The sequence below is a fragment of the Pseudomonas sp. HMSC08G10 genome (assembly GCF_001808425.1).
Lineage (GTDB): Bacteria > Pseudomonadota > Gammaproteobacteria > Pseudomonadales > Pseudomonadaceae > Aquipseudomonas > Aquipseudomonas guariconensis.
Genome location: NZ_KV793308.1, coordinates 22,820 through 48,518, shown reverse-complemented (window position 1 = coordinate 48,518; position 25,699 = coordinate 22,820). Strand labels below are relative to the sequence as shown.

At 64.5% G+C, this 25,699-nt stretch carries 25 protein-coding genes and 1 tRNA gene; 11 read left to right on the top strand and 15 right to left on the bottom strand.

What is annotated here, in order from left to right:
* Positions 1–41 precede the first annotated feature (41 nt).
* Entirely contained in the window at positions 42–1,172 is a 1,131-nt protein-coding gene (gene ribD, locus HMPREF3173_RS13925) for a bifunctional diaminohydroxyphosphoribosylaminopyrimidine deaminase/5-amino-6-(5-phosphoribosylamino)uracil reductase RibD (protein ID WP_070573931.1), read from the bottom strand.
* A gap of 2 nt (positions 1,173–1,174) precedes the next feature.
* Positions 1,175–1,639 carry a transcriptional regulator NrdR gene (nrdR, locus tag HMPREF3173_RS13920; RefSeq protein ID WP_043210325.1) on the bottom strand — a complete coding sequence of 155 codons (465 nt, stop codon included), beginning with the start codon at positions 1,637–1,639 and terminating at the stop codon, positions 1,175–1,177.
* Between the two features lie 105 nt (positions 1,640–1,744).
* Here nrdR and HMPREF3173_RS13915 point away from each other — a divergent pair, with 105 nt between their 5' ends.
* The 3 genes from HMPREF3173_RS13915 to trxA are packed head-to-tail and all read left to right on the top strand — an operon-like array spanning position 1,745 to position 3,764.
* On the top strand, positions 1,745–2,200 hold the full coding sequence (locus tag HMPREF3173_RS13915; protein WP_070573929.1) for a hypothetical protein: 456 nt from the start codon (positions 1,745–1,747) through the stop codon (positions 2,198–2,200).
* Positions 2,201–2,860, top strand: a complete 660-nt coding sequence (locus HMPREF3173_RS13910; protein WP_070573927.1) for a class I SAM-dependent methyltransferase — start codon at positions 2,201–2,203, stop codon at positions 2,858–2,860.
* A 31-nt stretch (positions 2,861–2,891) separates the two neighbouring features.
* Positions 2,892–3,764 carry a thioredoxin gene (gene trxA, locus HMPREF3173_RS13905; protein WP_070573925.1) on the top strand — a complete coding sequence of 291 codons (873 nt, stop codon included), beginning with the start codon at positions 2,892–2,894 and terminating at the stop codon, positions 3,762–3,764.
* A gap of 102 nt (positions 3,765–3,866) precedes the next feature.
* Here the strand turns inward: trxA and HMPREF3173_RS13900 are convergent, their stop codons facing one another.
* Positions 3,867–4,211, bottom strand: a complete 345-nt coding sequence (locus HMPREF3173_RS13900) for a hypothetical protein (protein WP_070573923.1) — start codon at positions 4,209–4,211, stop codon at positions 3,867–3,869.
* Positions 4,212–4,345: 134 nt separating this feature from the next.
* On the opposite strand from HMPREF3173_RS13900, the gene HMPREF3173_RS13895 reads away from it, so the two are divergent.
* The 5 genes from HMPREF3173_RS13895 to HMPREF3173_RS13875 all read left to right on the top strand — a co-directional run bounded on the left by HMPREF3173_RS13895 (position 4,346) and on the right by HMPREF3173_RS13875 (position 8,209).
* Positions 4,346–4,918: a DUF2796 domain-containing protein gene (locus HMPREF3173_RS13895; protein ID WP_070573921.1), complete on the top strand. Its 573-nt coding sequence runs from the start codon at positions 4,346–4,348 to the stop codon at positions 4,916–4,918.
* Positions 4,919–5,629 carry an ABC transporter ATP-binding protein gene (locus HMPREF3173_RS13890; RefSeq protein ID WP_043210239.1) on the top strand — a complete coding sequence of 237 codons (711 nt, stop codon included), beginning with the start codon at positions 4,919–4,921 and terminating at the stop codon, positions 5,627–5,629. It begins immediately after the preceding gene.
* Positions 5,629–6,894, top strand: coding sequence for an ABC transporter permease (locus HMPREF3173_RS13885; RefSeq protein ID WP_070573919.1), 1,266 nt, complete (start codon positions 5,629–5,631; stop codon positions 6,892–6,894). Before HMPREF3173_RS13890 ends, HMPREF3173_RS13885 begins: the two co-directional genes overlap by 1 nt.
* A gap of 9 nt (positions 6,895–6,903) precedes the next feature.
* Positions 6,904–7,416 (top strand): DUF3299 domain-containing protein, encoded by a 513-nt coding sequence (locus HMPREF3173_RS13880; RefSeq protein ID WP_070573916.1) that lies wholly within the window; start codon positions 6,904–6,906, stop codon positions 7,414–7,416.
* A gap of 109 nt (positions 7,417–7,525) precedes the next feature.
* Positions 7,526–8,209 carry an OmpW/AlkL family protein gene (locus HMPREF3173_RS13875; protein WP_043210247.1) on the top strand — a complete coding sequence of 228 codons (684 nt, stop codon included), beginning with the start codon at positions 7,526–7,528 and terminating at the stop codon, positions 8,207–8,209.
* On the opposite strand, the gene HMPREF3173_RS13870 is transcribed toward HMPREF3173_RS13875, so the two are convergent.
* Positions 8,197–9,414, bottom strand: a complete 1,218-nt coding sequence (locus tag HMPREF3173_RS13870) for an MFS transporter (RefSeq protein ID WP_070573969.1) — start codon at positions 9,412–9,414, stop codon at positions 8,197–8,199. The two genes, HMPREF3173_RS13875 and HMPREF3173_RS13870, sit on opposite strands and share 13 nt — an antisense overlap.
* Before the next feature lie 136 nt (positions 9,415–9,550).
* On the opposite strand from HMPREF3173_RS13870, the gene HMPREF3173_RS13865 reads away from it, so the two are divergent.
* Positions 9,551–9,997 carry a winged helix-turn-helix transcriptional regulator gene (locus tag HMPREF3173_RS13865; protein ID WP_070573914.1) on the top strand — a complete coding sequence of 149 codons (447 nt, stop codon included), beginning with the start codon at positions 9,551–9,553 and terminating at the stop codon, positions 9,995–9,997.
* 26 nt (positions 9,998–10,023) lie between these two features.
* Here HMPREF3173_RS13865 and HMPREF3173_RS13860 read toward each other — a convergent pair whose 3' ends face one another.
* The 3 genes from HMPREF3173_RS13860 to HMPREF3173_RS13850 all read right to left on the bottom strand — a co-directional run bounded on the left by HMPREF3173_RS13860 (position 10,024) and on the right by HMPREF3173_RS13850 (position 12,803).
* The gene (locus tag HMPREF3173_RS13860) at positions 10,024–10,956 is read right to left on the bottom strand and encodes an NAD-dependent epimerase/dehydratase family protein (RefSeq protein WP_070573913.1); all 933 of its coding nucleotides are present in this window, start codon (positions 10,954–10,956) and stop codon (positions 10,024–10,026) included.
* Complete coding sequence (locus HMPREF3173_RS13855) at positions 10,949–11,833, bottom strand: sugar nucleotide-binding protein (protein ID WP_043210252.1); 885 nt, start codon at positions 11,831–11,833, stop codon at positions 10,949–10,951. Before HMPREF3173_RS13855 ends, HMPREF3173_RS13860 begins: the two co-directional genes overlap by 8 nt.
* A 157-nt stretch (positions 11,834–11,990) precedes the next feature.
* On the bottom strand, positions 11,991–12,803 hold the full coding sequence (locus HMPREF3173_RS13850; protein WP_070573912.1) for a helix-turn-helix domain-containing protein: 813 nt from the start codon (positions 12,801–12,803) through the stop codon (positions 11,991–11,993).
* Between the two features lie 174 nt (positions 12,804–12,977).
* Here HMPREF3173_RS13850 and HMPREF3173_RS13845 point away from each other — a divergent pair, with 174 nt between their 5' ends.
* Positions 12,978–14,420 (top strand): alanine/glycine:cation symporter family protein, encoded by a 1,443-nt coding sequence (locus tag HMPREF3173_RS13845; protein ID WP_043210256.1) that lies wholly within the window; start codon positions 12,978–12,980, stop codon positions 14,418–14,420.
* A gap of 70 nt (positions 14,421–14,490) precedes the next feature.
* Positions 14,491–15,480: an asparaginase gene (locus HMPREF3173_RS13840; RefSeq protein ID WP_070573910.1), complete on the top strand. Its 990-nt coding sequence runs from the start codon at positions 14,491–14,493 to the stop codon at positions 15,478–15,480.
* A 73-nt stretch (positions 15,481–15,553) separates the two neighbouring features.
* Here HMPREF3173_RS13840 and HMPREF3173_RS13835 read toward each other — a convergent pair.
* The 8 genes from HMPREF3173_RS13835 to HMPREF3173_RS13795 form a co-directional block, all read right to left on the bottom strand.
* Positions 15,554–15,649: transfer RNA gene (locus HMPREF3173_RS13835), tRNA-Sec, on the bottom strand.
* Positions 15,650–15,655: 6 nt separating this feature from the next.
* Entirely contained in the window at positions 15,656–17,578 is a 1,923-nt protein-coding gene (selB, locus tag HMPREF3173_RS13830; RefSeq protein WP_070573908.1) for a selenocysteine-specific translation elongation factor, read from the bottom strand.
* Complete coding sequence (gene selA / locus HMPREF3173_RS13825) at positions 17,575–19,002, bottom strand: L-seryl-tRNA(Sec) selenium transferase (RefSeq protein WP_070573906.1); 1,428 nt, start codon at positions 19,000–19,002, stop codon at positions 17,575–17,577. The genes selB and selA overlap by 4 nt, the downstream gene beginning before the upstream one ends.
* A 141-nt stretch (positions 19,003–19,143) precedes the next feature.
* The gene (fdhE, locus tag HMPREF3173_RS13820; protein WP_070573904.1) at positions 19,144–20,064 is read right to left on the bottom strand and encodes a formate dehydrogenase accessory protein FdhE; all 921 of its coding nucleotides are present in this window, start codon (positions 20,062–20,064) and stop codon (positions 19,144–19,146) included.
* Between the two features lie 4 nt (positions 20,065–20,068).
* Complete coding sequence (locus tag HMPREF3173_RS13815) at positions 20,069–20,725, bottom strand: formate dehydrogenase subunit gamma (RefSeq protein WP_070573902.1); 657 nt, start codon at positions 20,723–20,725, stop codon at positions 20,069–20,071.
* Positions 20,722–21,672 (bottom strand): formate dehydrogenase subunit beta, encoded by a 951-nt coding sequence (gene fdxH / locus HMPREF3173_RS13810; RefSeq protein WP_070573899.1) that lies wholly within the window; start codon positions 21,670–21,672, stop codon positions 20,722–20,724. Before fdxH ends, HMPREF3173_RS13815 begins: the two co-directional genes overlap by 4 nt.
* Entirely contained in the window at positions 21,672–24,740 is a 3,069-nt protein-coding gene (gene fdnG / locus HMPREF3173_RS13805; protein ID WP_139146855.1) for a formate dehydrogenase-N subunit alpha, read from the bottom strand. The genes fdxH and fdnG overlap by 1 nt, the downstream gene beginning before the upstream one ends.
* Before the next feature lie 165 nt (positions 24,741–24,905).
* Positions 24,906–25,676, bottom strand: a complete 771-nt coding sequence (locus tag HMPREF3173_RS13795; RefSeq protein WP_070573893.1) for an SDR family NAD(P)-dependent oxidoreductase — start codon at positions 25,674–25,676, stop codon at positions 24,906–24,908.
* Between the last annotated feature and the right edge of the window lie 23 nt (positions 25,677–25,699).

The following is a 25,699-nucleotide window of genomic DNA, read 5'->3' as shown; positions in this document are numbered from 1 at the left end:
TGTCCTCCTCGGGAACAGGGCTGCGCGTGGCAAGCCAGGCATTATACGCCGGACGCCGGCAAGGGAATGGCCGTGATCCGCCAGTCATCGCCGACTGCGCGCACCTCGGTGATTTTCAGACGCGGGGCCTCGCTCATCGTTGCCAGCGGCCAGTCCAGCAGCGGGCGAGCACTGCTGCCCAGGAAGGTGCCGGCGACGAACAGCTGGAATTCATCCACCAAACCCAGGCTCGCGAAAGCGCCGACCAGGCCAGCGCCGGCCTCCAGCAGGATTTCGTTGACACCACGGGCAGCCAGGGCCCGCAGCAAGGCTGGGAGATCGACCCGGCCGTGCTCGCCTGGCAGGCTCAGCAACTCGTGGCCAGCCTGGGCGTAGCGAGGGTCGTCGGCGACGGCGGTCACCACCAAGGCCGGGCCAGCCTGGAAGAACGGAGCGTCCAGCGGCAGGCGCAGGCGTCCGTCGATCAGCACACGCAGTGGTGGGCGCGACAGGGCCAGGGCGGCGGTGTCCGGGTCCAGGCCCAGTTCGGCGCCGCGCACGGTCATGCGGGCGTTGTCGGCCAGCACGCTTTCGGCGCTGGTCAGCACCACGCTGGAACGGGCGCGAAGGCGCTGTACCGCGGCGCGCGCGGCAGGGCCGGTGATCCACTGGCTCTCGCCGCTGGCCATGGCAGTGCGACCGTCCAGGCTCATGGCGAGCTTGGCCCGTACGAATGGCAGTCCATGCTCCATGCGCTTGAGAAAGCCCGGATTGAGCGCCCGGGCCTCAGCTTCGAGCACGCCGCTGCTGACCTCGATGCCGACCTCGGCCAGGCGACGCAGGCCTTTGCCTGCCACCTGCGGGTTGGGGTCCTGCATCGCCGCCACGACCCGGGCCACGCCAGCCTGCACCAACGCCTCGGCGCATGGGGGGGTGCGGCCATGGTGGCTGCAAGGCTCGAGCGTCACGTAGGCACACGCACCTCGTGCGCGCTCGCCGGCCTGGCGCAGGGCATGGACTTCTGCATGGGGTTCGCCGGCGCGCACGTGCCAGCCTTCGCCGACCACCTCGCCGTCCCGCACGATCACACACCCCACACGCGGGTTGGGATGGGTGCTGTACAGGCCCTTGCGGGCCAATTCCAGGGCTCGCGCCATGTAGTAGGCATCGAGAATGGCGGTTTGGCTTGGCATGGTCATTCTTTGGCGGGCTCTCGGGCCAGGCGGTCGATTTCTTCGCGGAACTCGTCGAGATCCTGGAAGCGCCGGTAGACCGAAGCGAAACGGATGTAGGCGACTTCGTCGAGCTTGCGCAGCTCGGCCATCACCAGTTCGCCCACCACCAGCGACTTGACCTCGCGCTCACCGGTGGCGCGTAGCTTGTGCTTGATGTGCGCCAGCGCCGCTTCCAGGCGCTCGACACTGACCGGACGTTTTTCCAGCGCTCGCTGCATGCCAGCGCGCAGTTTTTCTTCATCGAAGGGCTGGCGGGTGCCGTCCTGCTTGATCAGCCGGGGCAAGACCAGTTCGGCGGTCTCGAAGGTGGTGAAGCGCTCGCCGCAGGCGACGCATTCACGGCGGCGGCGCACCTGTTCGCCCTCGGCGACCAGGCGCGAGTCGATGACCTTGGTGTCGTTGGCACCGCAAAAGGGACAGTGCATGGTGGCAGGCAACAAAAAAAGGGAGGGCCATGGTAGCGCATCCCACTGGCAAGACAAGCCAAAGGGGTTACCATCCATGGAATTCTGCCTGCGAAGGATTACCCCATGCATTACCGAGCGCTCGTCGTGCTGTGCCTCACCGGCCTGCTCGCCGCCTGCGGCAGCGACCAACCCAAGCCCGAGCAAACTGTCACCGCGCCCCCGGCCAAGGCCGTGAAGAAAAAAGGCGAGGAGCTGGGCCCGCTGCCGGCCTATCAGCGCGAACTGAGCGGCACCTTGCTACAAGTGCCGGCCGGCGCCGAAGTGGAACTGGCGCTGCTGGTCATCGATGAGCGTGGCCGCCCGCAGCGCCTGCTGGCGAGCAGCAACCTCACCGGTACCGGACAGGACCTGCCCTACCGCCTGCGCTTCAGCCCCGAAGCCTTCCCTGCCGGCGCTCGCGTGGAGTTGCGCGGCCGGGCCAGTCGCTCTGGGCAGTTGATCTTGCACCTGCCACCTCTGCGTATCGCCCAGGCCACCACCCAGGCCACTGGTCCCCTGCGCTTCGAGAAGGCGCCCTAGATGCCCCCATTGCATCTGCAGCGGGCCCTGAGCGGTCTGATCGGCGAGGCGCGTCTGGTCGAGAGCGAGCTACCTGACTGCGAACTGAAGCTGTGGCTGATCGACGCCGACAACATGGACCGCGCCTTCAGCCCCGAGGAAACCCGGCGCATCCTCGACGAACCGCCGTACTGGAGCTTCTGCTGGGCCAGCGGCCTGGCCATGGCCCGCTACCTGGCCGAGCAACCGCACTGGGTACGCGGTAAGCGGGTGCTGGACTTCGGCGCAGGCTCAGGTATCGCCGGTATCGCCGCCGCACGTGCAGGCGCACTGGAAGTCGTGGCCTGCGACCTCGACCCATTGGCACTGGATGCCTGTCGCGCCAATGCCGCACTCAACGGCGTGAAACTTGGCTACAGCGGCGATTTCTTCGCAGAACAAGACCGCTTCGACCTGATCCTCGTCGCCGACGTGCTCTATGACCGCGCCAACCTGCCACTGCTCGATGAATTCCTCAGCCGCGGTCGCCAGGCCTTGGTGGCCGATTCCCGGGTGCGCAACTTCGATCATCCGCGCTATCAGGCGCTTGGCGTGCTCGAGGCGCTGACCCTGCCGGACCTGGCCGAGCCACACGAATTCCGCCGGGTCAGCCTGTACCACGCCAGCCGCGAGCCTTTATAGTGGTGCCATTCAAGGATTTGCGAGAGTCGCGATGAACCAAGACACGCCGTACATTTTCGATGCCAGCGATGCCACCTTCCAGCAACTGGTCATTGAGAATTCTTTTCACAAGCCGGTGCTGGTAGATTTCTGGGCCGAATGGTGCGCGCCGTGCAAGGCGCTGATGCCGTTGCTGGCCAAGATCGCCGAGGGTTACCAGGGCGAGTTGCTGCTGGCCAAGGTCAATTGCGATGTGGAGCAACAGATCGTCGCCCAGTTCGGTATCCGCAGCCTGCCGACCGTGGTGTTGTTCAAGGACGGTCAGCCGGTCGACGGTTTTGCCGGCGCCCAGCCTGAGTCGGCCATCCGCGCGATGCTCGAACCCCACGTGCAAATGCCCGCCGCACCGACCGCCTCGCCGCTGGAGCAGGCCAAGGCACTGTTCGCCGAAAGCCGCTTCAGCGAAGCCGAAGCGCTGCTCCAGGCGCTGCTGAGCGAAGACAACGGCAACGTCGAGGGGCTGATCCTCTATGCCCGTTGCCTGGCCGAGCGAGGCGAGCTGGGGGAAGCCCAGGTGGTGCTGGATGCGGTCAAGACCGACGAGCACAAGGCCGCCCTGGCCGGCGCCAAGGCCCAGCTGACCTTTCTGCGTCAGGCCGCCAGCCTGCCGGAAGTTGCCGAGCTCAAGAGCCGCCTGGCGCAGAACCCGAAGGATGACGAAGCAACCTACCAGCTGTGCATCCAGCAATTGGCTCGCCAGCAGTACGAGCCAGCGCTCGAGGGTCTGCTCAAGTTATTCCAGCGCAACCGCGGCTACGAAGATGGCCTGCCACAGAAGGCGTTGCTGCAGGTGTTCGAGCTGCTGGGCAATGATCATCCGCTGGTGAGCGTTTACCGGCGTAAGCTGTCGGCGGCGATGTTCTGATCGTCATTGCGGCTGTTTTGCAGCCCAAGCGCAGGCTACGCCAGCTCCCAATGTGTTGTCGGGATGGCGAAAGCCTGCGATGGGCCGCACAGCGGCCCTCGCTCATCCTACCCAGTAATACACCGGCGCGTCCGGGCCGCTTTCCACCTTCACCTCATTGCTGTGGCGCAAACGCACCAACAGCCGCTTGCCCGCTGCCGTGCTGCCGGCGAGTCCTTCCAGGCGCCCCAGCAACTCCGGCCCGCTGATCTGCACGGCCTGACGCAGCAGCTCACAGGCAGCCAACCATTGCCCATCGTCCTGCTGTGGTGTGGTGGTTGCGTTCGTAGCCGCCGCTTCGGCAACGGCCGGTGCCTCCAGTTGACGTCCCAACTGCGCCCACTCCGCAGGCTCCAGCTCGATGGTCAGGTCCACCGGCCAATCGCCGATTTGTCCACGTATTCTCACGCTACCTTCCTTACCTACAGGGTCGATGGCTTCATGCTCCCATGAACATGAAACCTGCGCCAGGCAGGTGGTCAGCGCCGAAAAACTTGTTATAACATTACGAAACCATTTATTGCCCGCCCCTGGAGTCCTCCATGCGCCGCTTGCTTCTCGCCCTACCCTTCGCCCTGCTTCCCTTGGTTGCAGCCCAGGCCCACGATGATCACGATCATGCCCACGGTACCCTCGGCGCCCATGAACATGGTGTGGCCACACTCAACGTGGTGCTCGATGGCAACACCCTGGAACTGGAGCTGGACAGCCCGGCGATGAACCTGGTCGGCTTCGAGCATGCGGCCACCCGCGACACCGACAAGGCCAAGGTCGCCGCCGTACGCCAGCAACTTGACCAACCGTTGAAGTTATTCGGCGTGGATCAGGCCGCCGGTTGCACGGAGGACGCCCAGGAACTCGGCAGCCCGCTGTTTGGCGATGCACCACACGCTCACGGCGATGACGAGCATGGTCACGAGCACGGGCATGAACACGCCGACGTCAACGCCCATTACCAATTCAAATGCGTAGCGCCTGGCAAGCTCGCCCAGGTAGACCTCGCCCCGCTGTTCCGGGCTTTCCCGGCGACCCAGAAGATCAATGTGCAATTGATTGGCCCGAACGGCCAGAAAGGCCTTCAAGCCTCCCCCACCAACAGCGTGGTCGCGTTCTGAATGAGCCAGGCGCTGATCGACCTGCAAGGGCTGCGGTTCGCCTGGCCCGGCCAGCCACCTTTGCTGGACATCCCCGCGTTTCGCCTGCAAGCCGGTGAAGCGCTGTTCCTCAAGGGCCCTAGCGGTAGCGGCAAGACTACATTGCTCGGCTTGCTGGGCGGGGTGAATCGCCCCGATCAAGGCCGGATCCTGCTGCTCGGCCAGGACCTCGCCGCCTTGGGCCAGGGCGCCCGTGATCGGTTTCGGGTCGACCACACCGGCTATATCTTCCAGCAGTTCAACCTGCTGGCGTTTCTCTCGGTACGGGAGAACGTCGAGTTGCCCTGCCGCTTCTCACGCAGCCGCGCCGCACGGGCGGTCCAGCGCCATGGCAGCATCGACCAGGCGGCCGCCACGCTGTTGGCCCACCTGGGCCTGACTGACCCGGCGCTACTTGCCCGGCGCGCAGACAGCCTGTCAATCGGCCAGCAGCAGCGGGTCGCCGCCGCCAGGGCGCTGATTGGCCAGCCCGAGCTGGTGATCGCCGACGAGCCCACCTCGGCGCTGGATGCCGATACCCGCGAGGCGTTCATCCGCCTGTTGTTCGACGAATGCCGTGCGGCCGGCTCCAGCCTGCTGTTCGTCAGCCATGACCAGAGCCTGGCTCCGCTGTTCGACCGTCATTTGTCCTTGGTCGAACTCAATCGCGCGGCCAAGCCCCAGGAGGCCTGATGTACTTGCTCCGCCTTGCCCTGGCCAGCCTGGCCAACCGCCGCTTCACCGCCTTCCTGACGGCCTTCGCCATCGCACTGTCGGTGTGCCTGTTGCTGGCTGTGGAGCGCGTGCGCACGGAGGCCCGCGCCAGCTTCGCCAGCACCATCAGCGGCACCGACTTGATCGTCGGCGCCCGCTCGGGGTCGGTGAACCTGTTGCTGTACTCGGTGTTTCGCATCGGCAATGCCACCAACAACATCCGCTGGGACAGCTTCGAACACTACGCCAAGGACCCGCGGGTGAAATGGGCCATCCCGATTTCCCTCGGCGACTCCCATCGCGGCTATCGGGTGATGGGTACCACAGGCGATTACTTCGACCATTACCAGTTCGCACGCCAGCAACATCTGGTCCTGAGCCAGGGCCGGCCCTTCGCAGCGGACCCGTTCGAAGTGGTGCTGGGCGCCGAAGTGGCCGAGGCGCTGCACTACAAACTCGGTGACAAGCTGGTGCTGGCCCACGGCGTGGCCGCCATCAGCCTGGTCAAGCACGACGACAAACCCTTTACCGTCGTCGGCATCCTCGAACGCACCGGCACGCCGGTGGACCGCACCCTGCACATCAGCCTGGCCGGCATGGAGGCAATCCACGTCGATTGGCACAACGGCGTTCCAGCCCGTGGCGCCGGACGCATCAGCGCCGACCAGGCGCGCGGCATGGACTTGCAACCTGCCGCGATCACGGCGTTCATGCTGGGCCTGAACAACAAGATCGCCACCTTCAGCCTGCAGCGAGAAATCAACGAATTCCGTAGCGAGCCGCTGCTGGCAATCCTCCCTGGGGTTGCTCTGCAGGAACTCTGGAGCCTGATGGGCACAGCCGAACAGGCATTGTTCGTGGTGTCGCTGTTCGTGGTACTGACGGGTTTGATCGGCATGCTCACGGCGATCCTCACCAGCCTCAACGAGCGCCGCCGGGAAATGGCCATTCTGCGCTCGGTGGGCGCGCGCCCCTGGCACATAGCCGGGCTGTTAGTGCTCGAAGCGCTCGCCCTGGCACTGGCCGGTATCGGTGCCGGGCTAGGCTTGCTGTATGCGGGAATCGCCCTGACCCAAGGCTACGTGCAGGCCAACTATGGCCTCTACCTGCCGCTGGCTTGGCCGAGCGCCCATGAATGGACGCTGCTGGCGATCATCCTGGGTGCCGCGCTGCTGATGGGCAGCGTGCCGGCCTGGCGTGCCTATCGTCAGTCTTTGGCCGATGGCCTGTCGATCCATCTCTGAGAACCGTTCATGCGTCGAAAACTTGTGCTGTTGCTGCTGTTCATTCTGTCCCCTGCCTGGGGCGACGAGCCCAGAACCCTGGACTGGCCTGCCTTGATCCCGGAGGGGACGCCGGCGGTCCCAGCCCAGATGGCACCGCTGCATGATCTGTCACAACTGGGTAACGCCCTGGCCGAATCAGCCCCTGCCGCGCGCCAGCAGGCGCCCCACGCTCCGGTGGTCAAGGCGCTGGATGGCCAGTGGGTCAAGCTGCCCGGCTACATCGTGCCGCTGGAAGTGAGCGAGGAAGGCCGTACCACCGAGTTCCTCCTGGTGCCCTATTACGGCGCCTGCATCCACGTGCCGCCGCCACCGCCGAACCAGATCGTGCATATCGTCAGCGAGATGGGCGTGCGCATCGAAGACCTCTACCAGCCCTACTGGATCGAAGGCCGGATGCAGGTCAAAGCCACCAGCAGTGAACTGGCCGATGCCGGTTACCAGATGGAAGCTGAAAAGATCTACGCCTACGAGCTTCAATGAGCGCTGTTTAGGCGTTGTGACACGTCTTCGTTGAGCTGAATCAACAGTTCGTTTCGGCCGGCTCCTTACCATTGGACTACTCGATTACTTACGTCCTTTGGGAGCTTCCATGAACAAGTCCTTGCTCGGCGCCTCGCTCATTGCCCTGGCGCTCGCTGCCCCCGTCGCCCATGCCCACCAGGCCGGTGACTTCATCATGCGTGCCGGTGCCATCACCGTAGCGCCGAACGAAGACAGCAGCGACCTCAAGCTCGATGGCACCAAGGTATCGGGCACCAAGGCGACCCTGGACAGCGACACCCAGCTGGGCCTGACCTTCGCCTACATGCTCACCGACCACGTCGGCCTGGAGCTGCTGGCTGCCACGCCGTTCAACCACACCGTGGCTGTCAAAGGCCTTGGCCCTGGCCTGGATGGCAAGCTGGCCGACATCAAGCAACTGCCGCCGACCCTGTCGCTGCAGTACTACCCGATGGAGCCTTCCTCGAAGTTCCAGCCTTACGCGGGCGTTGGCATCAACTACACCACCTTCTTCGATGAAGACCTCAGCAGCTCCCGCAAGAAGCAAGGCTTCAGCAACCTGAAGCTGCAAGACTCGGTGGGCCTGGCTGCCCAGCTGGGCATGGACTACATGCTCACCGAGAATCTGCTGGTCAACGCCTCGGTCTGGTACATCGACATCGACACCAAGGCCACCGTGGACGGCCCAAGCGCCCTGAGCGTGGGCAAGACCAAGGTCGACGTGGATGTCGATCCGTGGGTCTACATGGTGGGCCTGGGCTACAAGTTCTGATCCCCACCCGACATGGCGGCCTCGGCCGCCATGTCACGCTTCACGCTCCCGCCAAACTCCAGGCACCCCCAGTAGCCCAAGGCCAAAGCGCTGATCGATGCGCCCAGGCCACACACCGCCAGCCAGCCCCATCGGGCATATACCCAGGTCGCGGCCACCGCCCCTAACCCACTGCCGATCGAATAACAGCACATGTAAGCGCCGATCAGCCGACTCGCCATTTCGCCACGTCCGGCCAGCAGCAGGCTCTGGTTGGTCACATGCACCGCCTGCACAGCTAAATCCAGGATCAACACCCCCACCACCAAGGCCCATAGTGAGTGCTCGAGCAGGGCGCTCGGCAGCCATGACAACGCCAGCAGCCCCAATGCCAGACCAGTGGTACGGTTGCCCAGCCCGCGATCGGCCAGGCGTCCAGCGCACGACGCCGACAAAGCACCGGCCAGGCCCGCCAGACCGAACAGGCCAACCTGGGTAGGGCTCAGGGCCAAGGGCGCAACGCTCAGGGGCAATACCATGGCGCTCCAGAACACGCTGAAGACGGCGAAGACCAGCAACGCGAACAGGCCACGCTGGCGTAACAGCCGATCATGCCGATACAACCCGACCAGCGAGCCCAGCAGTCTCCAGTACCCCGGCCCCTGTTGATTGCGCGCGACAGCAGGCAACGCCCGCCACAACAGCAACGCCATCGCCAGCGACAAGCCGGCCGCCCCGACATAGACACCACGCCAGCCGGTCAGGTCGGCAAGGCCACCTGCGACCAGACGCGCCAGCAGAATACCCACCACCACGCCACTGGTGACCGTGCCCACCACCTGCCCTTGTCTGGACGGCGAAGCCAAGGTTGCGGCATGAGCGACTATCACCTGAACCACCACCGCCATCAGCCCGACCATTCCCATGGCTGCCAGCAGCACGGCCCAGTCCCAGGCCATGCTCACTGCCAGCAATGCCAACGCCGACATCAACAACTGACCAAGAATCAGGCGCTTGCGATCAAGCAGATCGCCTAACGGAACAATCAGTAGCAAGCCAATGGCGTACCCCGCCTGGGTCGCGCCCACCACTAAGCCGATGTAGGCCTGGGGTATCGCCAGGCTGCGCGCCATGGATTCGAGTAAAGGTTGGGCGAAGTACACCGTCGCGACCGCCAGGGCACAGGCGGCCGCGAGCAGCAAGGTCAGCGCCCGGCTTGGCTGCATGTGGCCAGGCGACGCGGATGTCAGGGAAGGCATGGCAAGCTCCTCAGGCAATCTGGTTTCAAATAGAAACCAGCTACTGGCTATTTAGCAAAGCTGGTTTTAATCTGCAACCAGTTATCCCGCACAGAGTACGCCCATGCCCGACGAGAAAAACGACCCCTGCCCGGTGGCCCGTGCCCTGGACGTAATCGGCGACCGTTGGTCGATGATGATCCTGCGAGACGCCTTCGATGGCCTGCGACGTTTCAGTGAGTTCCAGAAAAACCTGGGACTGGCGAAGAACATCCTGGCCTCGCGGCTGAAGCTGCTGGTGGAAAGCGGATTGCTCGAACTGCGGCCGGCGTCCGATGGCAGTGCCTACAAGGAATACGTGCTGACCGAGCAAGGGCGCGCGGTCTTTCCTGTGGTCATTGGCTTACGCCAGTGGGGGGAGCGCTTCCTGTTCAAGGCGGGGGATGAGCGCTCGGTACTGCTTGACAACGCCAACGGCCAACCCATCGAACGCCTGCAGGTGCGGGCCAAGGATGGCCGTTTACTCGGCCCGCAGGACTGTCATCGCCGGCGCGTACGCCATGGGCAATGACCCGTGACGCGCGCTGATCAAGAAGATCAGGCTTTGCCCAACAGCCGGGCCAATCCGTCGACCATCGAGGTAGGCTGCGGGAAGTCGAAACGCGCCAGCAGACGGGAGTTGTCCGCCCGTGAATGGCGGATGTCGCCCGAGCGCGCCGGCCCGTGGTGGATGGCAGGCAAACTGCCGACCACCTTTTCCAGCGCCGCCAGCAACTGGTTCAGCGAGGTCGCCTGGTTCAGGCCGATGTTCACCGCGCCTTCCTCGACCTGTTCAAGTTCCAGCGCCTGGACCATCACCTGGACCAGATCGCCCACGTATAGGAAGTCTCGCGTTTGCTCGCCATCGCCGAAGACCGTGATCGGCAGGCCTTGGGTAGCACGTTCGCAGAAGATACTGATGACCCCGCTATAGGGCGAAGATGGATCCTGGCGCGGCCCGAAGATATTGAAGAAACGGAACACCACCGGCTCCAGCGCGTGCTGACGACGATAGAAGTCCAAGTACTGCTCGCTGGCCAGCTTGTCCACCGCATAAGGGGTCAACGGCGCCTTGGGCGTGTCCTCGGCAATCGATTGGCCCTCGCCGTTGTTGCCATAAACCGCCGCGCTGGAGGCGAACAACACACGCCGCACGCCTTCCAGGCGCATGGCTTCGCAGACATTGAGGGTACCGATGAAGTTGCTTTGGTGGGTACGCACCGGGTCTTCGACCGACGCCTGTACCGACGCGACCGCGGCAAGGTGCACCACAGCGCGACAGCCTGCCGTGGCCCGGCGTACCAGTTCGGCATCGGCGACGTCGCCTTCGATCAGGTCCAGGCCGGGATGGTCCAGACGCAGGTTGGCGCGCTTGCCGGTGGAGAGGTCATCGAGCACCCGTACCGCATAGCCTTTGTCCAGCAACGCATCGCACAGGTGGGAGCCAATGAAGCCGGCACCGCCGGTGATCAGGATGGGGGCGTCAGCCATGTCGGTAGAACCGGTCCAGTAGAGACGGCAAGCCGGCGCGCCAGGCGCGGGGCTTGATGCCGAAGGTGTGAAGAATCTTTTTGCAGGCCAGCACCGCGTTCTGCGGTTCCTCGCTGGCATCGGGGCGCGCGGCATGGGCCTGGGGCGTAGGTGCCTGCACGGCCAGCTTGTGCCACTGCGCCGCCTCGCCGAGGATCGCCTGGCCCAGCGCCAGCGGCGTGGTCGCCTCGTTGCCGGCGTAGTGGTAGGTACCCCACAGCGGTGCGTCGCAATCGAGCTGCTTGAGCACCGAGAGAATCACCCGTGCGGCGTCGTCGACCGGCGTCGGATTGCCGCGGCGGTCATCGGCCAGCAGCAGCTCCTGGGGTTGCTCGGCACGGGTGAGGAAGCGGCCGAGCACGCCGTCGATGCTTTCGTCGAGCACCCAGCCAAAACGCAGCAGCACATGCTGCGGACAGGTCGCCCGAACGCTCTGTTCGATCCGCCAGAGCGCCTGGCCACGCAGGCCCAAGGGCACCGGCTCATCCTTTTCGCTGTAGGCCGTGGCCCTTGAGCCATCGAACACTCGGTAGCTCGAAGGCTGCACGAGAATGATCTGGTGGTGCTGGCAGAGCTCGGCCAGCCGCTCAACGGCCCGCTCCTGCAACGCCAGGCGTTGTTCGCTGACCGACTCGGCCTGGAACCAGTCGAAATAGTACGCCAGGTTGACCACGACATCGGGACGGTGATCGTCAAGCAATTGCGTAAGACTGGCCGGTCCCCAGCCGTTCTCCGGTGGGCGCGGCGCCAGGAATCCGATGTCCTCTTCGGCCCCGAGACGAATCAGCGCTTGCCCGAGGGCATTGCCACCACCCAACAGCATCAGGCGCATACGCATAGAGTCAGCAGATCCGAACAGGTTGATAGAAAGAAGCGGACATTTTGCGGGTTCCTCTCGGGGAAGTCCAACCACAGCACATGCCTGGGCGTGACAGGACATCCGGCGTCGATGACGAATTGCTAAGCAGCGCGGCGCATGCGTCGCGGGACCGCGCTCACTCGATCTCGAACAAGCCGTTGCTGATCGGCCCTGCCTTCAGGCGCTCGCGTACGTCGTCATCAATGCGCGGGTCCTCCGGGCGGTACAGCCTCACCTGGCGGTAGGCGTTGATGCGGTTGATCTCCTCGCCCAGGTACTCCCATACCACGCGGGTACAGGCCGGGTTGCGCCGATCCCCACTGGAGACTCCGGTCTTCAAACCGTTGAGCCGGGTGATGCGGCTCTTGAAGCTGGGGATGAGCACGGTCTGGCTCATCTCGTTGAGCGTCAGTGATTCGTAGTCGATCAGAAAGACCCGGTCCTGCAACTGGAAGGCTGCGCCGAGGTAGCGGCAACGTACCTCTGCATGCAGATCGGTGGCACTGGAGCGCTCCTGTCGCTCCTGGCGCTCGAACAGAAAGCTGCCGCGCTCCTCCCACAGGTGCACCAGCGACACCAGAATCGAGCCTGGGACCGACATGCAGTTGGAATATTCGAAGTAATAGCCGCAATAACGCGACAGATTGCCCGCATGGGCATGCAGCGGCTTGAACAGCTCGCTGATCGGGTCGTTCTGCGGTCCGGATTCGGCCGACAGATTGCGAGCCCCGATCAGGCGGGCGAACTGCTCGGGCGGCAGACCCAATTCGTATTCCTCGACACCGAAGAAGTCGCCGATGCGCTTGAGGTTGTAAGCCGTCGGACGGCTCTGGCCGCTGAGGTACTTGTTGAACTGCGCGCGGTTGATCGAAAGCTGTCGGCAAACCTCTGAAATAGAGCGGTAATGACTGCACGCCAGTTTGAGATTGATAGCGAAATGATCGCCCATGAGAAGGGTCCAGATGATGCGAGTGGTGCAAGTTTAGCATCAAGTCGCATCAATTCAGAGCAACACGCGAAATTGTAACCGTTGTTGTCATGGCCAACCATGCGCCCCCAATAGCGGTGCACTGCCGCCCGCTGGTCTTTCCACACGAACAATAAGAATCGAGGTCATTTTTCAATGCTCGAAGCACTCAACGATTTCCTTTCCGGGAAACTCCTCATCGTGCTGATCGTCGGACTCGGCGGTTACTTCACCATCCGCTCTCGGTTCGTCCAGTTCCGTCATTTCGGCCACATGTTCGGGGTCTTCAAGGAATCCCTCCGCGGCCAGGCAGGCCAACTGAGCTCGTTCCAGGCCCTGATGCTGAGCCTTGCCGGCCGTGTAGGCGCCGGTAACATCGCGGGCGTCGGCATCGCCGTGACCCTCGGTGGCCCAGGCGCCGTGTTCTGGATGTGGGTCACCGCGCTGGTGGGCATGTCCAGCAGCTTCTTCGAATGCACCCTGGCCCAGGTCTACAAGCGCGCCGACGGCGACGGCCTGTACCGCGGCGGCCCGGCGTACTACATCCAGCACGGCCTGAAGCTCAAAAGCATGGCGATCGTGTTCTCGATCCTGCTGCTGGTCACCTACGGCTTCGCCTTCATCGGCCTGCAGTCGTACACCGTGACCCACTCGCTGCAGAACGCCTTTGCCTTCGATCCAAAGCACACCGGCATCGTCCTGGCCGTGCTGCTGGCCATTACCTTCATCGGCGGCATCAAGCGCATCGCCGCGGTGTCGGACCTGCTGGTTCCGATCAAGACCCTGGCCTACATCGGCGTGACCCTGTACGTGATCGGCACCCAGATCGAACACGTCCCAGCCATGCTGGAAACCATCTTCAAGAGCGCCTTCGGCCTCGACCCTGCGTTCGGCGGCCTGCTCGGCAGCGCCATCGTCATGGGTGTGAAGCGTGGCGTGTTCGCCAACGAAGCGGGCCTGGGCAGTGCGCCGAACGTCGCCGCCGTGGCCGCCGTGAAGCACCCGGGCGCCCAGGGCGTGGTCCAGGCCTTCAGTGTGTTCCTCGATACCTTCGTGATCTGCACCTGCACCGCGCTGCTGATCCTGCTGTCGGGCTTCTACACCCCGGGCTTCGAAGGTGATGGCATCGTCCTGACCCAGAACTCGCTGGCCGCCGTGGTCGGTGACTGGGGCCGTCTGTTCGTCAGCATCGCCCTGTCGCTGTTCGTCTTCACCTGCATCCTCTACAACTACTACCTGGGCGAGAACAGCCTGCAGTTCCTCAGCCGCAACCGTGTCGTGCTGATGATCTTCCGCGGTCTGGTACTGGCGCTGGTGGTATGGGGCTCGATGCAAGACCTGTCGACCGTGTTCGCCTTCGCCGATATCACCATGACCTGCCTGGCGTTCGTCAACCTGATCGCTCTGGCCCTGCTGTTCAAGGTCGGTCTGCGCGTGATGCGCGACTACGACGAACAGCGCCGCGCGGGCATCGATCAGCCGGTGTTCGACTCCAGCAAGTTCGCTGACCTGGACCTGGACCGCAACGCCTGGCCGGCCAATCCTCAGGCTGAAACCGCCGCTGACAAAGCCGTCGCCCAAGCTCAGCCACAGCGCTGATATCCTCTGCTGCCCAGCCGCCCCGTCCGGGGCGGCTTTCCTTCTCCGCTCATCGCTACGGATGCTTTCCATGCGTGCAGTCAAGAATCTTCTCGTCCTCTATACCGGTGGCACCATCGGCATGCTGCAGACCCCTGAGGGCCTGGCGCCGGCCAGCGGCTTCGAGGCGCGAATGCGCGAGCACCTGGCGCTGCACGCCGTGGCGCCCCGCCTTCAGTGGTCGCTGCGCGAGCTCGACCCATTGATCGACAGCGCCAACATGCAACAGGCCAATTGGCTGGCCATGCGCGATGCCATCGTCGAGGCGGTGGAACACGACGGCCATGACGGTGTGCTGGTGCTGCATGGCACCGATACCCTGGCCTACAGCGCGGCGGCATTGTCGTTCCTGCTGCTGGGCTTGCCTGTACCGGTGTTGCTGACCGGCTCGATGCTGCCGGCCGGTGCGCCGGACAGCGACGCCTGGGACAACCTGCTTGGCGCCCTGAATTTGTTCGAAAGCGGCCTGGGCGATGGCGTGCAGTTGTACTTCCATGGCCAATTGCTGCATGGCTGCCGGGCCTCGAAGCTGCGCAGCGAAGCCTTCGATGCCTTCGCAGCCCTGCCCCGCCACCGCGAAGGCGAGCGCGCCACGGCGCTCCCGCCGACACTGGACTATCGCCAACGCCGCCAGCCGGTGCGCCTTGCGGTGCTGCCGGTTGTGCCTGGCCTGCAGGCCAGCTTCGTACAGGCGATGCTCGCTACCGGCGTGCAGGGCCTGGTGCTGGAATGCTATGGCAGCGGCACCGGCCCTTCGGATGACCAGGCGCTGCTGGACGCGCTGCACGAAGCCCGCACATGCGGGGTGATGATCGTTGCGATCAGCCAGTGCCCTGAAGGTTCGGTAGTCTTCGATACTTATGCCGCTGGCAGCCGCCTGCGCGATACCGGGTTGGTCAGCGGCGGTGGCATGACCCGCGAGGCGGCGCTGGGCAAGCTGTTCGCACTGCTGGGCGCAGGGTTGGATGTGCAGGCGGCAGAGCACTGGTTTGCCCTGGACCTGTGCGGTGAGCGGGCCTGAAGGCCGCCCAGACTGACGCATTCGCGGCGGTTCGACGCCTCGATAAACCCGCTCCCAGAGGTTCTCGGAGAAATGGCGGAAGGCAGCGGGAGTCGAACCTGCCCGGGAACGGATGCCGTCCCCAACCGGGTTTGAAGCCCGGCCGCGCCACCGGGCGCGATTGCCTTCCTTGTAGTCAGTGCCTGGTCTGCTGCTCGGCCAGTGCACTGTCGGCTCGGATGTAACGCTGGTCGGCGACCCTCCGGGTCAGGCCGATTCGGTCGAAGTATTCGAGGATCTGAACACTGCGTTTGCGACCGATGCCCAACATATCGCGAAACGCGGCCACCTGCACTATCGGCGTGCTGGCCGACAGCTGCAAAAGCATGTCTGCCATGCGCCGGACAGTCGCTTCAGGGTAAAAAAGATCGCGCACTACCTGGTGCACCAGCCCCAGCCGGGCCAGCTTGCGCAGCAACAGGCGCACGTCGGCTTCATCGCGTCCTTGCGCCGCGGCCAACGTCCTGACCCAGGGCGGATCGTACTCCCCCCTCGACAACTCAGGCTCCAGCAACGCCCACAAGGCAGCGTCGGCGTCGCTCAATTGCACTTTGTGTTCCGGCAAATGCAACCACGGCCCGCTACTGACGACTTTGCCGGCTTCGAGCAACTCCTCCAGCAAACTGACGAACGCCGGCCGCTCCGTGGGCAACGCCGCGAACCTGCGCAGGCGGTCGCGATCCGGCCCGAGCTGGTCAGGCTCCTGCTCATGGAACAGCGCCAACTGCATCGTGACCCGCTCTTTCAGCGCCTGCCAGTGGTGCCTGGCGAATAGCAATGGCCCTTGCCGCGTGGCGATGACCTGGACCGTTTCAGGTAATGCCCAGGTTTCGCGTTGTCGGTTGAACTGACGCTCCAAGCGTTGCGGATCCAGCCCGCCAGGAGCGGCATCGAGCAAGGCCGGCAAGGCCTGCTCCAAGGCCTCGGCCTCGCTGAGGGCCTGCAACTGCCGCAGGCGCATTTCACTTCGACGTTGCCGGCTCGGGGCAAAGGGATCGAGCACACGCCCACCGCCCAAGGTACGTTGGGCGCGCTGATCCCTGAGCACCAGCCGATCGCCATGCACCGCCTGCAAAGGTGCGTTGAGTAGCAACTGGGCGAACATCCGTTGCCCTGCCTGCAGTTTCTCCCCCTCGAGCAGCGCGACGCGCGCCGTGACATCCTGAGTGCCCAGATGCACGTGCACGGCGCTGAAATGCTCGAAGGTCCGCGTCTCGCTGGGCAATAACGTAAGATCGATATCCACCCGCATGCTGGGTGCATGCAGCCAGTCCGGTACCAGCCAGTCGCCCCGATGGATCTGCTCCAGCGCCAGGCGCTCGGCGTGGAGGTTAAGCGCCACTCGCTGGCCAGCCTGGGCCACCAACGCGGCCTGGTTCTGCGCGTGCAGCCCGCGCACCCGCACCGGCTTGCCGGCCTTGCCCAGCAGCAAGGTATCGCCCGCGCTGACCTGCCCGGCCAAGGCGGTGCCGGTGACCACGATGCCGGCGCCGGCCACGGCAAACGCCCGATCCACGGCCAGACGGAAACCGCCGCGTGCGCTGCGTTGACCTACAGCCTGTTCAGCGTCCAGCAGCGCCTGGCGCAACGCCTCGACGCCCTCCCCGGTGACGCTGGACAAGGGGAACTGCTTCGCCTGCGCGTAAGGCCCGGGCGCCAGCAGCGCCGATACCTGAGCTTGGACCTGCGTCACCCTCTGCGGCTCGACCCGGTCGCACTTGCTGATCGCCACCAAGGCCTGGGGGATGCCCAGCAGCTCGATGATCGCCAGGTGCTCGCGGGTCTGCGGCATGACGCCGTCGTCCGCGGCCACCACCAGCAACACCAGGTCGATGCCCTGGGCACCGGCGAGCATGTTGTGGATGAAGCGCTCGTGTCCGGGGACGTCGATGAAACCCGTCAAGGGCGCCCCCTCGGCAAGCGCAGCATAGCGGTAGCCGAGATCGATGGTCATGCCCCGGGCGCGCTCTTCCTGGCGATGGTCACCGGCCTGGCCGGTCAGGGCCTGGAGCAGTGCAGTCTTGCCATGGTCGATATGGCCGGCGGTGCCGACGATCACTGGACCGGCCCCAGGCGCAGTGCTGGCAGTTGCGCCAGCCAGTGGGCCTCGTCGTCGAGCTGACGCAGGTCGAGCCACAGGGCGTCGTCATCGATGCGTCCGAGCACCGGCACCGGCAGATCGCGCAAGGCACGCTCCAGCACGTGCAAACTGCGCCCACGCAGCTTCTTCGACACCTGCGGACGCAGGCACAGGGCGGCGCTGGGCAGACGCGCCACCGGCTGGCTACCACTGCCGATCATGCCCAAGGCTGGCTCGACGCTCACGGTCCATTGCGCCCCCAGGCAGGCTGCGAGCGCCGGAGCCAGGCGCTCGGCTTGGGCCGCAATCTCTTGCTGAGGGCGAGTCAACAGGCGCAGGCTGGGCAAGCGCTCGGCCAGCCGATCCGGATTGCGGTACAGCGCCAGCACGGCCTCCAGCGCGGCCAAGGTGATCTTGTCGACCCGCAGAGCGCGCTTGAGGGGGTTCTTCTTGATCTTGGCGATCAGTTCCTTACGCCCAACGATGATGCCGGCCTGGGGTCCACCGAGTAGCTTGTCGCCACTGAAGGTGACGATGTCGGCGCCGTCGGCCAGGGCCTGGCGCACCGTGGGCTCGGCCGGCAGGCCCCAACGGGTAAGGTCGAGCAGGCTGCCGCTGCCCAGGTCCTCCAGCAGAGGCAAACCATGGGCGTGGGCGATGGCTGCCAGCTCGGCGGTCGGTACCTGGGTGGTGAAGCCTTGGATGCTGTAGTTGCTGCAATGCACCCGCATCAGCAAGCCGGTACGCGGGTTGATCGCACCTTCGTAGTCACGGGCGTGGGTGCGGTTGGTGGTGCCGACCTCATGCAGGCGGACACCAGCGCGGGCCATGATGTCGGGGATACGGAAGGCGCCGCCGATTTCGATCAGCTCGCCCCGGGAGATGATGCCCTCCTTGCGCGCGCCCAGGCTGTTGAGTGCCAGCAGCACGGCAGCGGCATTGTTGTTGACCACCGTCACGGCCTCGGCCCCGGTGAGCTCGCGGATCAGGCCTTCGATCAGGTCGTCGCGATCACCCCGTTTGCCGGTGGCCAGGTCGAACTCCAGGTTCAGCGGGTGGCGCGCGGCGATCTGCATGGCCTCCACCGCCTCCTCAGGCAACAGCGCTCGGCCCAGGTTGGTGTGCAGCACCGTGCCGGTAAGGTTGAAAACACGGCGGACCTGGCTGCGCTGCTGGATGGCCAGGCGTTCGCCGGCGCGGCCATTGAGGACATCCGGCGCCAGCTCGACTGCACTCATCTGGCCAAGGCGAACGGGTTCGCGCAGATCGCCAAGCAGCTGACGCAGGGTGGCTAGCACGGCCTCGCGGCCATGGCGCTCGATCAGCGGCTCGCAGGTGCGGTGGCGTAGCAGGGTGTCGATGGACGGCAGGCGTGGGGTGTCGCTGGCGGGGCTCGAGGACATGCAGTACTACCTTAAACTGATCCTTAGTCTGGTGTGCCCTGCTAGCGGGCAAACCCGCTCCCACCGCAATGCGCTAAACCTTGTGGGAGCGGGCTTACCCGCGAACAGGGCAACTCGATGTTGCAGTGTAGACACTCTCCTCTATCCCGGCGCCAGCATCAGGTTCGGCGCCAGCCGCTGGAAGCCCTCCTCGTCCAGGCGGATATCCAGCGCCAGGCTCGCCAGGTCATCGGCCAGCGGCTCGGCCGCGGCGTCGTTTTCCAGGTAACTCTGCTTCAGGTAATGCTGGCATCCTGGGCAGCATTCGGCGCGCAGTGGCGCCTTGCCCGGCGCGTGCCGGTCATCCTCCAGGTTGGTGTAACGCAGGTCCTTGCTCGACTCGCAGTACACACACTTGACCCGCACCACATGCCACTCGCAGGCACACAGTGAACAGACCAGGTATCGCAGGCCATTATGCTTGCCGCGGTTGCGCACCACCCCGGCCATGGCCGGTGATCCACAGGCCGGACACTGGGCCAGGCTGTCGGCGGGCTTGAGTTCAGGCTCCGGCAGCGCCAGCAGCCAATAGGACCAGGCCGCCTGCAGCGCCGCGCCGATGAAGGGCACCAGCGCCGCCGGTACGGCATCGTATTGACCGGCCAGCAGGGCGATGGCCCAGCCTTTGCGCTGGCTGTCGTCGCTTTCCCGCAAGGATCGCAGCGCCTCGCCCAAGGGCCCGTCGGACGCCTCATCGAAGTACTCGAGCAGCGCCTGCAGCCAAGCCAACCAGGGCCCCTCGCGTACCAGGCTGTCGGCTGCCAGCGGCGGCAAGCCATGACTTATGCACAGCCGCTGGCGCTCGTCTGCCACCGGCAAGTCACCGGGCGGGTTATCCACAAGCTGCTGCTGGAGGCGGCACAACCGCGCGACCAGCATCAGGTACTGGCCAAGGGCATTGCCCTCGGCCAGGTGCTCCAGGCGCTCGGCGCGCCGTTCGAACAGGTTGGCGGGCGGCAGGTTCAGAAACGGCGGCGCCACGGCCGACGCTTCGATCTGCCCAGGTTCAAGTATCGTGCTCAAGCGCTCATCCTTCTTTTCGTCCGTGATTGCCCGGTGTCTTGTCGCCGGTCACGTCGCGATACCACAACTCATGGTGCTTGCGTGCCCAGGCGCGGCTGACCGAGCCGTGCAGCATGGCGCCTACCGAGCCTTTGATCCAGATGCCAGCATAGATGTGCACGATGATGCTGAGGATCAGCACGAACGCCGCCAGCGCATGAAGCAAGGTCGCCAGGCGAATCGCTCCGATGTCGAAGTACTGGCTGAACCAAGCGCGCCAGATCACCACGCCACTGACCAGCAGCACCAGCATGCACAGCAGCAAGGTCCAGAACAGCAGCTTCTGCCCAGCGTTGTACTTGCCGATCGGTGGAACGCCCTCCTCCTCGTTGCGCATCACCCGGTCGATGCGGCGCAGCCACAAGCGATCGTTGGCGGTGATGAAGTTGGCGCGCCAGAACCGTAGCACCAGCCCCAGGAAGAACACGAACATCGCCACGCCCAGGAACGGGTGCAGGATGCGCGTCCACGGACCACCGCCGAACAGATGGCTGAGCCAGAACAACGCCGGATGGAACAGCGCCAGCCCAGACAGCCCGGCCATCACGAACAGGATCGCGACGATCCAGTGGTTGCTGCGCTCATTGGCGTTGTAGCGCAGGATCGGTTTGTTGTCGCTCATGGCCGCGGCCCCCCTTGCCCGCCGGGCTTGGTCGGATCATAGACATGCACCGACGGGTCCACCTGATGCACGCTGTCATCGGCAGGCGCCAGGGCATCGTCCTCCTCGACCCGCTGCGGGCCGACCCGCACATAGTGGAAGAACCCCGCCAGCACTGCCGCGCCCATCGCCAGCAGCGCCAGCGGTTTGCTGATGCCTTTCCACAGCCCCACCAACGGGCTGATCACCGGCGCATCCGGCAGCCCGGCGTACAACTTGGGCGTATCGGCGTGGTGCAGCACATACATCACGTGGGTACCGCCGACGCCGTCCGGGTCATACAAGCCGGCCTTGTCGAAGCCCCGGGACTTCAGGTCTACGATGCGCTCGGCGGCATGCACCTTCATTTCATCCTTGCTGCCGAAGACGATCGCCCCGGTCGGGCAGGTCTTCACGCAGGCCGGTTCCAAGCCCACGGCCACACGGTCGGAACACAGGCTGCACTTGTAGGCCTTGTGGTCTTTCTGCGAAATCCGCGGGATGTTGAACGGGCAGCCGGTGATGCAGTAACCGCAGCCGATGCAGTGATCCTGGTTGAAATCGACGATGCCGTTGGCGTGCTTGATGATCGCCCCTGGGCTCGGGCAGGCCTTCAGGCAACCTGGCTCGGCGCAGTGCATGCAGCCATCCTTGCGGATCAGCCACTCCAGGTTGCCATCGTCGCGCTCGTGCTCGGTGAAGCGCATCAGGGTCCAGGTTTCGGCGGTCAGGTCCTGGGGGTTGTCGTAGGTGCCGTGGTTGTGGCCGACCTCGTCACGCAGTTCGTTCCACTCCGAGCACGCCACCTGGCAGGCCTTGCAGCCGATGCACTTGGTCGTGTCGATCAGCTTGGCGACTTCCTGCTGCTGGCGCACCGAAGACGGTACGGTCGTGGTGGCCGAGCGGGCGATGATGTCTTGCTGGGCCATTAGATTTTCTCCACGTTGACGAGGAACGACTTGGATTCCGGCGTCTGGGTATTGCCATCACCCAGGAACGGCACCAGGGTGTTGGTCAGGTAGCCATGCCGGGTGATGCCGGTGAAACCCCAGTGCAGCGGAATGCCAATTTGGTGAACGGTCTGGTTGTTGACCTTCAGTGGACGGATCCGCTTGGTCACCACCGCCACCGCCTCGATATACCCACGCTTGGAGCTGACCCGCACCCGGTCGCCCGCCTTGATGCCTTTCTCGTTGGCCAGCACCTCGCCGATCTCGACGAACTGCTCGGGCTGGGCGATGGCGTTGAGGCGGCAGTGCTTGCTCCAGAAGTGGAAGTGCTCGGTCAATCGGTAGGTGGTCGCCGCATAAGGGAACTCGTCGGCCTTGCCCAGGGTGTCCCACACCGAGTCGAACACGCGCCCGGCCGGGTTGCTGATGGCCTTCTTGTTCTGCGGGTTGAGCGGGTTGATGCCGATGGGCGTCTCGAACGGCTCGTAGTGCTCGGGGAACGGACCCTCGGCCATCTTGTCGATGGCGAAGAACCGCGCTACCCCCTCGGGGTTCATGATGAACGGGTTCATCCCCGCTTCCGGCGGCGAGTCGACCTTGAAGTCCGGCACGTCGGTCCCCGTCCAGGCCTTGCCGTTCCACCACACCAGGCGTTTTTTCTCCGGATCCCAAGGCTTGCCTTGCGGGTCGCTGGAAGCGCGGTTGTAGAGGATGCGGCGGTTGGCAGGCCAGGCCCAGGCCCAGTTCTGCACCTGATGCATGCCGTAGGGGTCGCTGTTGTCGCGCCGAGCCATCTGGTTGCCCTGCTCGGTCCAACTGCCAGCGAAGATCCAGCAGCCTGACGCCGTACTGCCGTCGTCCTTGAGCTGGCCGAAGCCTGCCAGTTGCTGGCCGGCCTTGAGCGTGGCGCCGGTAGGGTCGGTGAAGTCGCTGACCGCCCAGCCGTTCATTTCCTTAGCCAACTCCTCAGGCGAAGGCTCTTCGGGAATCTTGTAAGGCCAGTTGATGTTGAGCAGCGGATCCGGATACGCACCGCCCTCGGTCTTGTAGCGATGACGCAAGCGCAGGAACAGCTCGCTCATGATCTGCACGTCGGTGCGGGTCTCGCCCGGCCCGTCGGCGCCCTTCCAGTGCCACTGCAGCCAACGGCTACTGTTGACCAGCGAGCCATCCTCCTCGGCAAAGCAGGTGGTGGGCAGGCGGATCACCTCGGTCTGGATGTTGGCGGTATCGACATCGTTGAAGGGGCCTGCATTGCGCCAGAACTCGGACGTCTCGGTGGCCAGCGGATCCATGATCACCAGCCACTTGAGCTTGGCCAGTGCAGCGGTGACGCGGTTCTTGTCCGGCAACGCGGCGATCGGGTTGAAGCCCTGGCAGAAGTAGCCGTTGACCTTGCCCTGGCTCATCATCTCGAACATGCGCAGCACGTCGTAGGCCCCCACATCGAGCTTGGGCAGCCAGTCATAGCCCCAGTGGTTCTCGGCGGTAGCGTTGGGGCCGTACCAGGCCTTCATGAGGCTGACGTGGAACTTGCCGTAGTTCTGCCAGTAGGACAACTGCCCCGGGCGCAGCGGTTTGGAGGCGCGCTTGTCGATAAAGGCGGCGTAGTCCTGCTCGGCATCGCCGGCCAGGGTCAGGTAACCGGGCAGCGAGTTGGACAGCAGCCCCAGGTCGGTCAGGCCCTGGATGTTGGAGTGACCGCGCAGGGCGTTGACCCCGCCACCCGGCATGCCGACGTTGCCCAGCAGCAGCTGGACCATGGCCGCGCTGCGGATGATCTGCGCACCGATCGAATGCTGCGTCCAGCCCAGCGCATAAAGGATCGTCATGGTCTTGCCCGGCTGCGAGCAGGTGGCGATCTCTTCCCACACCTTCATCATGGCGTCCTGGGGCATGCCACAGGTCATGCTCGCCACTTCCGGGGTGTAGCGGCTGTAGTGCTGCTTCATCAACTGGTAGACGCAACGCGGGTGCTGCAGGGTCGGATCGACCTTGGCAAAACCATCCTCGCCCAACTCATAGCCCCAGCCGGACTTGTCGGCGTAGATGCGTTTGTCCGCATCATAGCCACTGAACAGCCCGTCCTCGAAGCCATAGCCTTCTTTGACGATGAACGACACGTCGGTGTAGTTGCGCACGTATTCGTGCTGGATCTTGTCGTTGCTCAGCAGGTAGTTGATCAACCCGCCCATGAAGGCGATGTCGGTTCCGGTACGGATCGGCGCGTAGTAGTCCGCCACCGAGGCGGTACGCGTGAACCGCGGGTCGACCACGATCAGCCGCGCCTTGTTGTGCGCCTTGGCCTCGGTCACCCACTTGAAGCCGCACGGGTGCGCTTCTGCTGCGTTGCCACCCATCACCAGGACCAGATTCGCGTTGGCGATATCGGACCAGTGGTTGGTCATGGCACCACGGCCGTACGTCGGGGCAAGACTTGCCACCGTCGGGCCGTGTCAGACACGCGCTTGGTTATCGAACCCCAGTACACCCAATGAACGGACGACCTTGTGCGTCAGATAGCCCGCTTCGCTGGAAGCGGCGGACGCTGCGAGAAAGCCCACGCTGAGCCAACGGTTGACCGTCTGCCCTTGGGCGTTCTTCTCGATGAAGTTGGCGTCGCGGTCCTTTTTCACGAGATCGGCGATGCGATCGAGCGCCTCGTCCCAACTGATCCGGGTCCACTCCTTGCTGCCAGGCTTGCGTACCTCGGGGTATTGCAGGCGGTTCGGGCTGTGGATGAAGTCCAGCAGGCCCGCGCCTTTCGGGCACAAGGTCCCGCGGTTGACCGGATGGTCCGCGTCGCCCTCGATGTGGATGATGTTCTGTTTGACGTTCTTGCCCGCATCGCCCTGGCTGTACATGATCAGGCCGCAGCCGACCGAGCAGTAGGGGCAGGTGTTACGGGTTTCTTTGGTGTGCGCCAGCTTGAAGTGGCGCACCTGCTCGGCGAACGCGGGGGTCGGGGCCATGCCCAACGCCGCAAGGCTCGAGCCTCCAAGGCCGATCGCGGCGACCTTGAAGAACTGCCGACGGTTGAGGTCCATCGTGCACTCCTGATCAGGTTCTGGACGTCGGGACATCGCCGACGCCTCAAGGACTTCACGGTGGCGGCCAACGGATGGCCACCAACCCTAACTCTAGCCAAGAATCCTGAATACGCGATGACATGGCTCAAAGGACTGTTTCATCAATGAAACAGCCTTTGCTCCTCACACTTGCGCGGTACGAGGCAGATTACGCACCACGTTCAGCCCCGCGCTGCTTTGCGCCACCGGCATGATCTCGATGGTGTTGATGTTCACATGCGCCGGTTGGGCTGCGATCCAGGCTACGGTGGCGGCGATGTCCTCGGGCAGAAGCGCCTCGACGTCGCGGTACAGCGCTTCCACGGCGTCCAGGTCGCCCTTGAGTCGAACCACCGAGAAGTCGGTACCCGAACACAAGCCCGGCTCGATGTTGCTCACCCGTACCCGGGTTCCGGCGAGGTCGGCGCGCAGGTTGAGGCTGAACTGTCGGACGAATGCCTTGCTGGCGCCATACACGTTACCACCCGGGTACGGATAGGTGCCGGCGATGGAGCCGATGTTGACGATCAGGCCGCTGTCGGCCTCGACCATGCGGGGGAGGATTCTGTGTGTGACCATCGTCAGGCCGGTGATGTTGGTGTCGATCATCCGCTGCCAGTTCTCGGCACTGGCCTGCTGCGCCCGATCAACGCCCAGCGCCAGCCCGGCATTGTTCACCAGCACATCGATATTCAACGAGGCCTTGCCGATCCACTCGACAGCCGCGTCCACCGAGGCCGGATCAGTGACATCCAGCGCCAGCGGGATGAACGAGTCGCCTAGTTCGCCCTCGAGCTCCTTGAGTTTGTCCATGCGCCGAGCGCCACCGATGACCCGGTAGCCCTCGGCGACCAGCGTACGGCAGATGGCGCGGCCAAAGCCTGCGGAAGCGCCAGTTACAAATGCGGTTTTCATAAGGATCTCCAGAGGTCGAACAT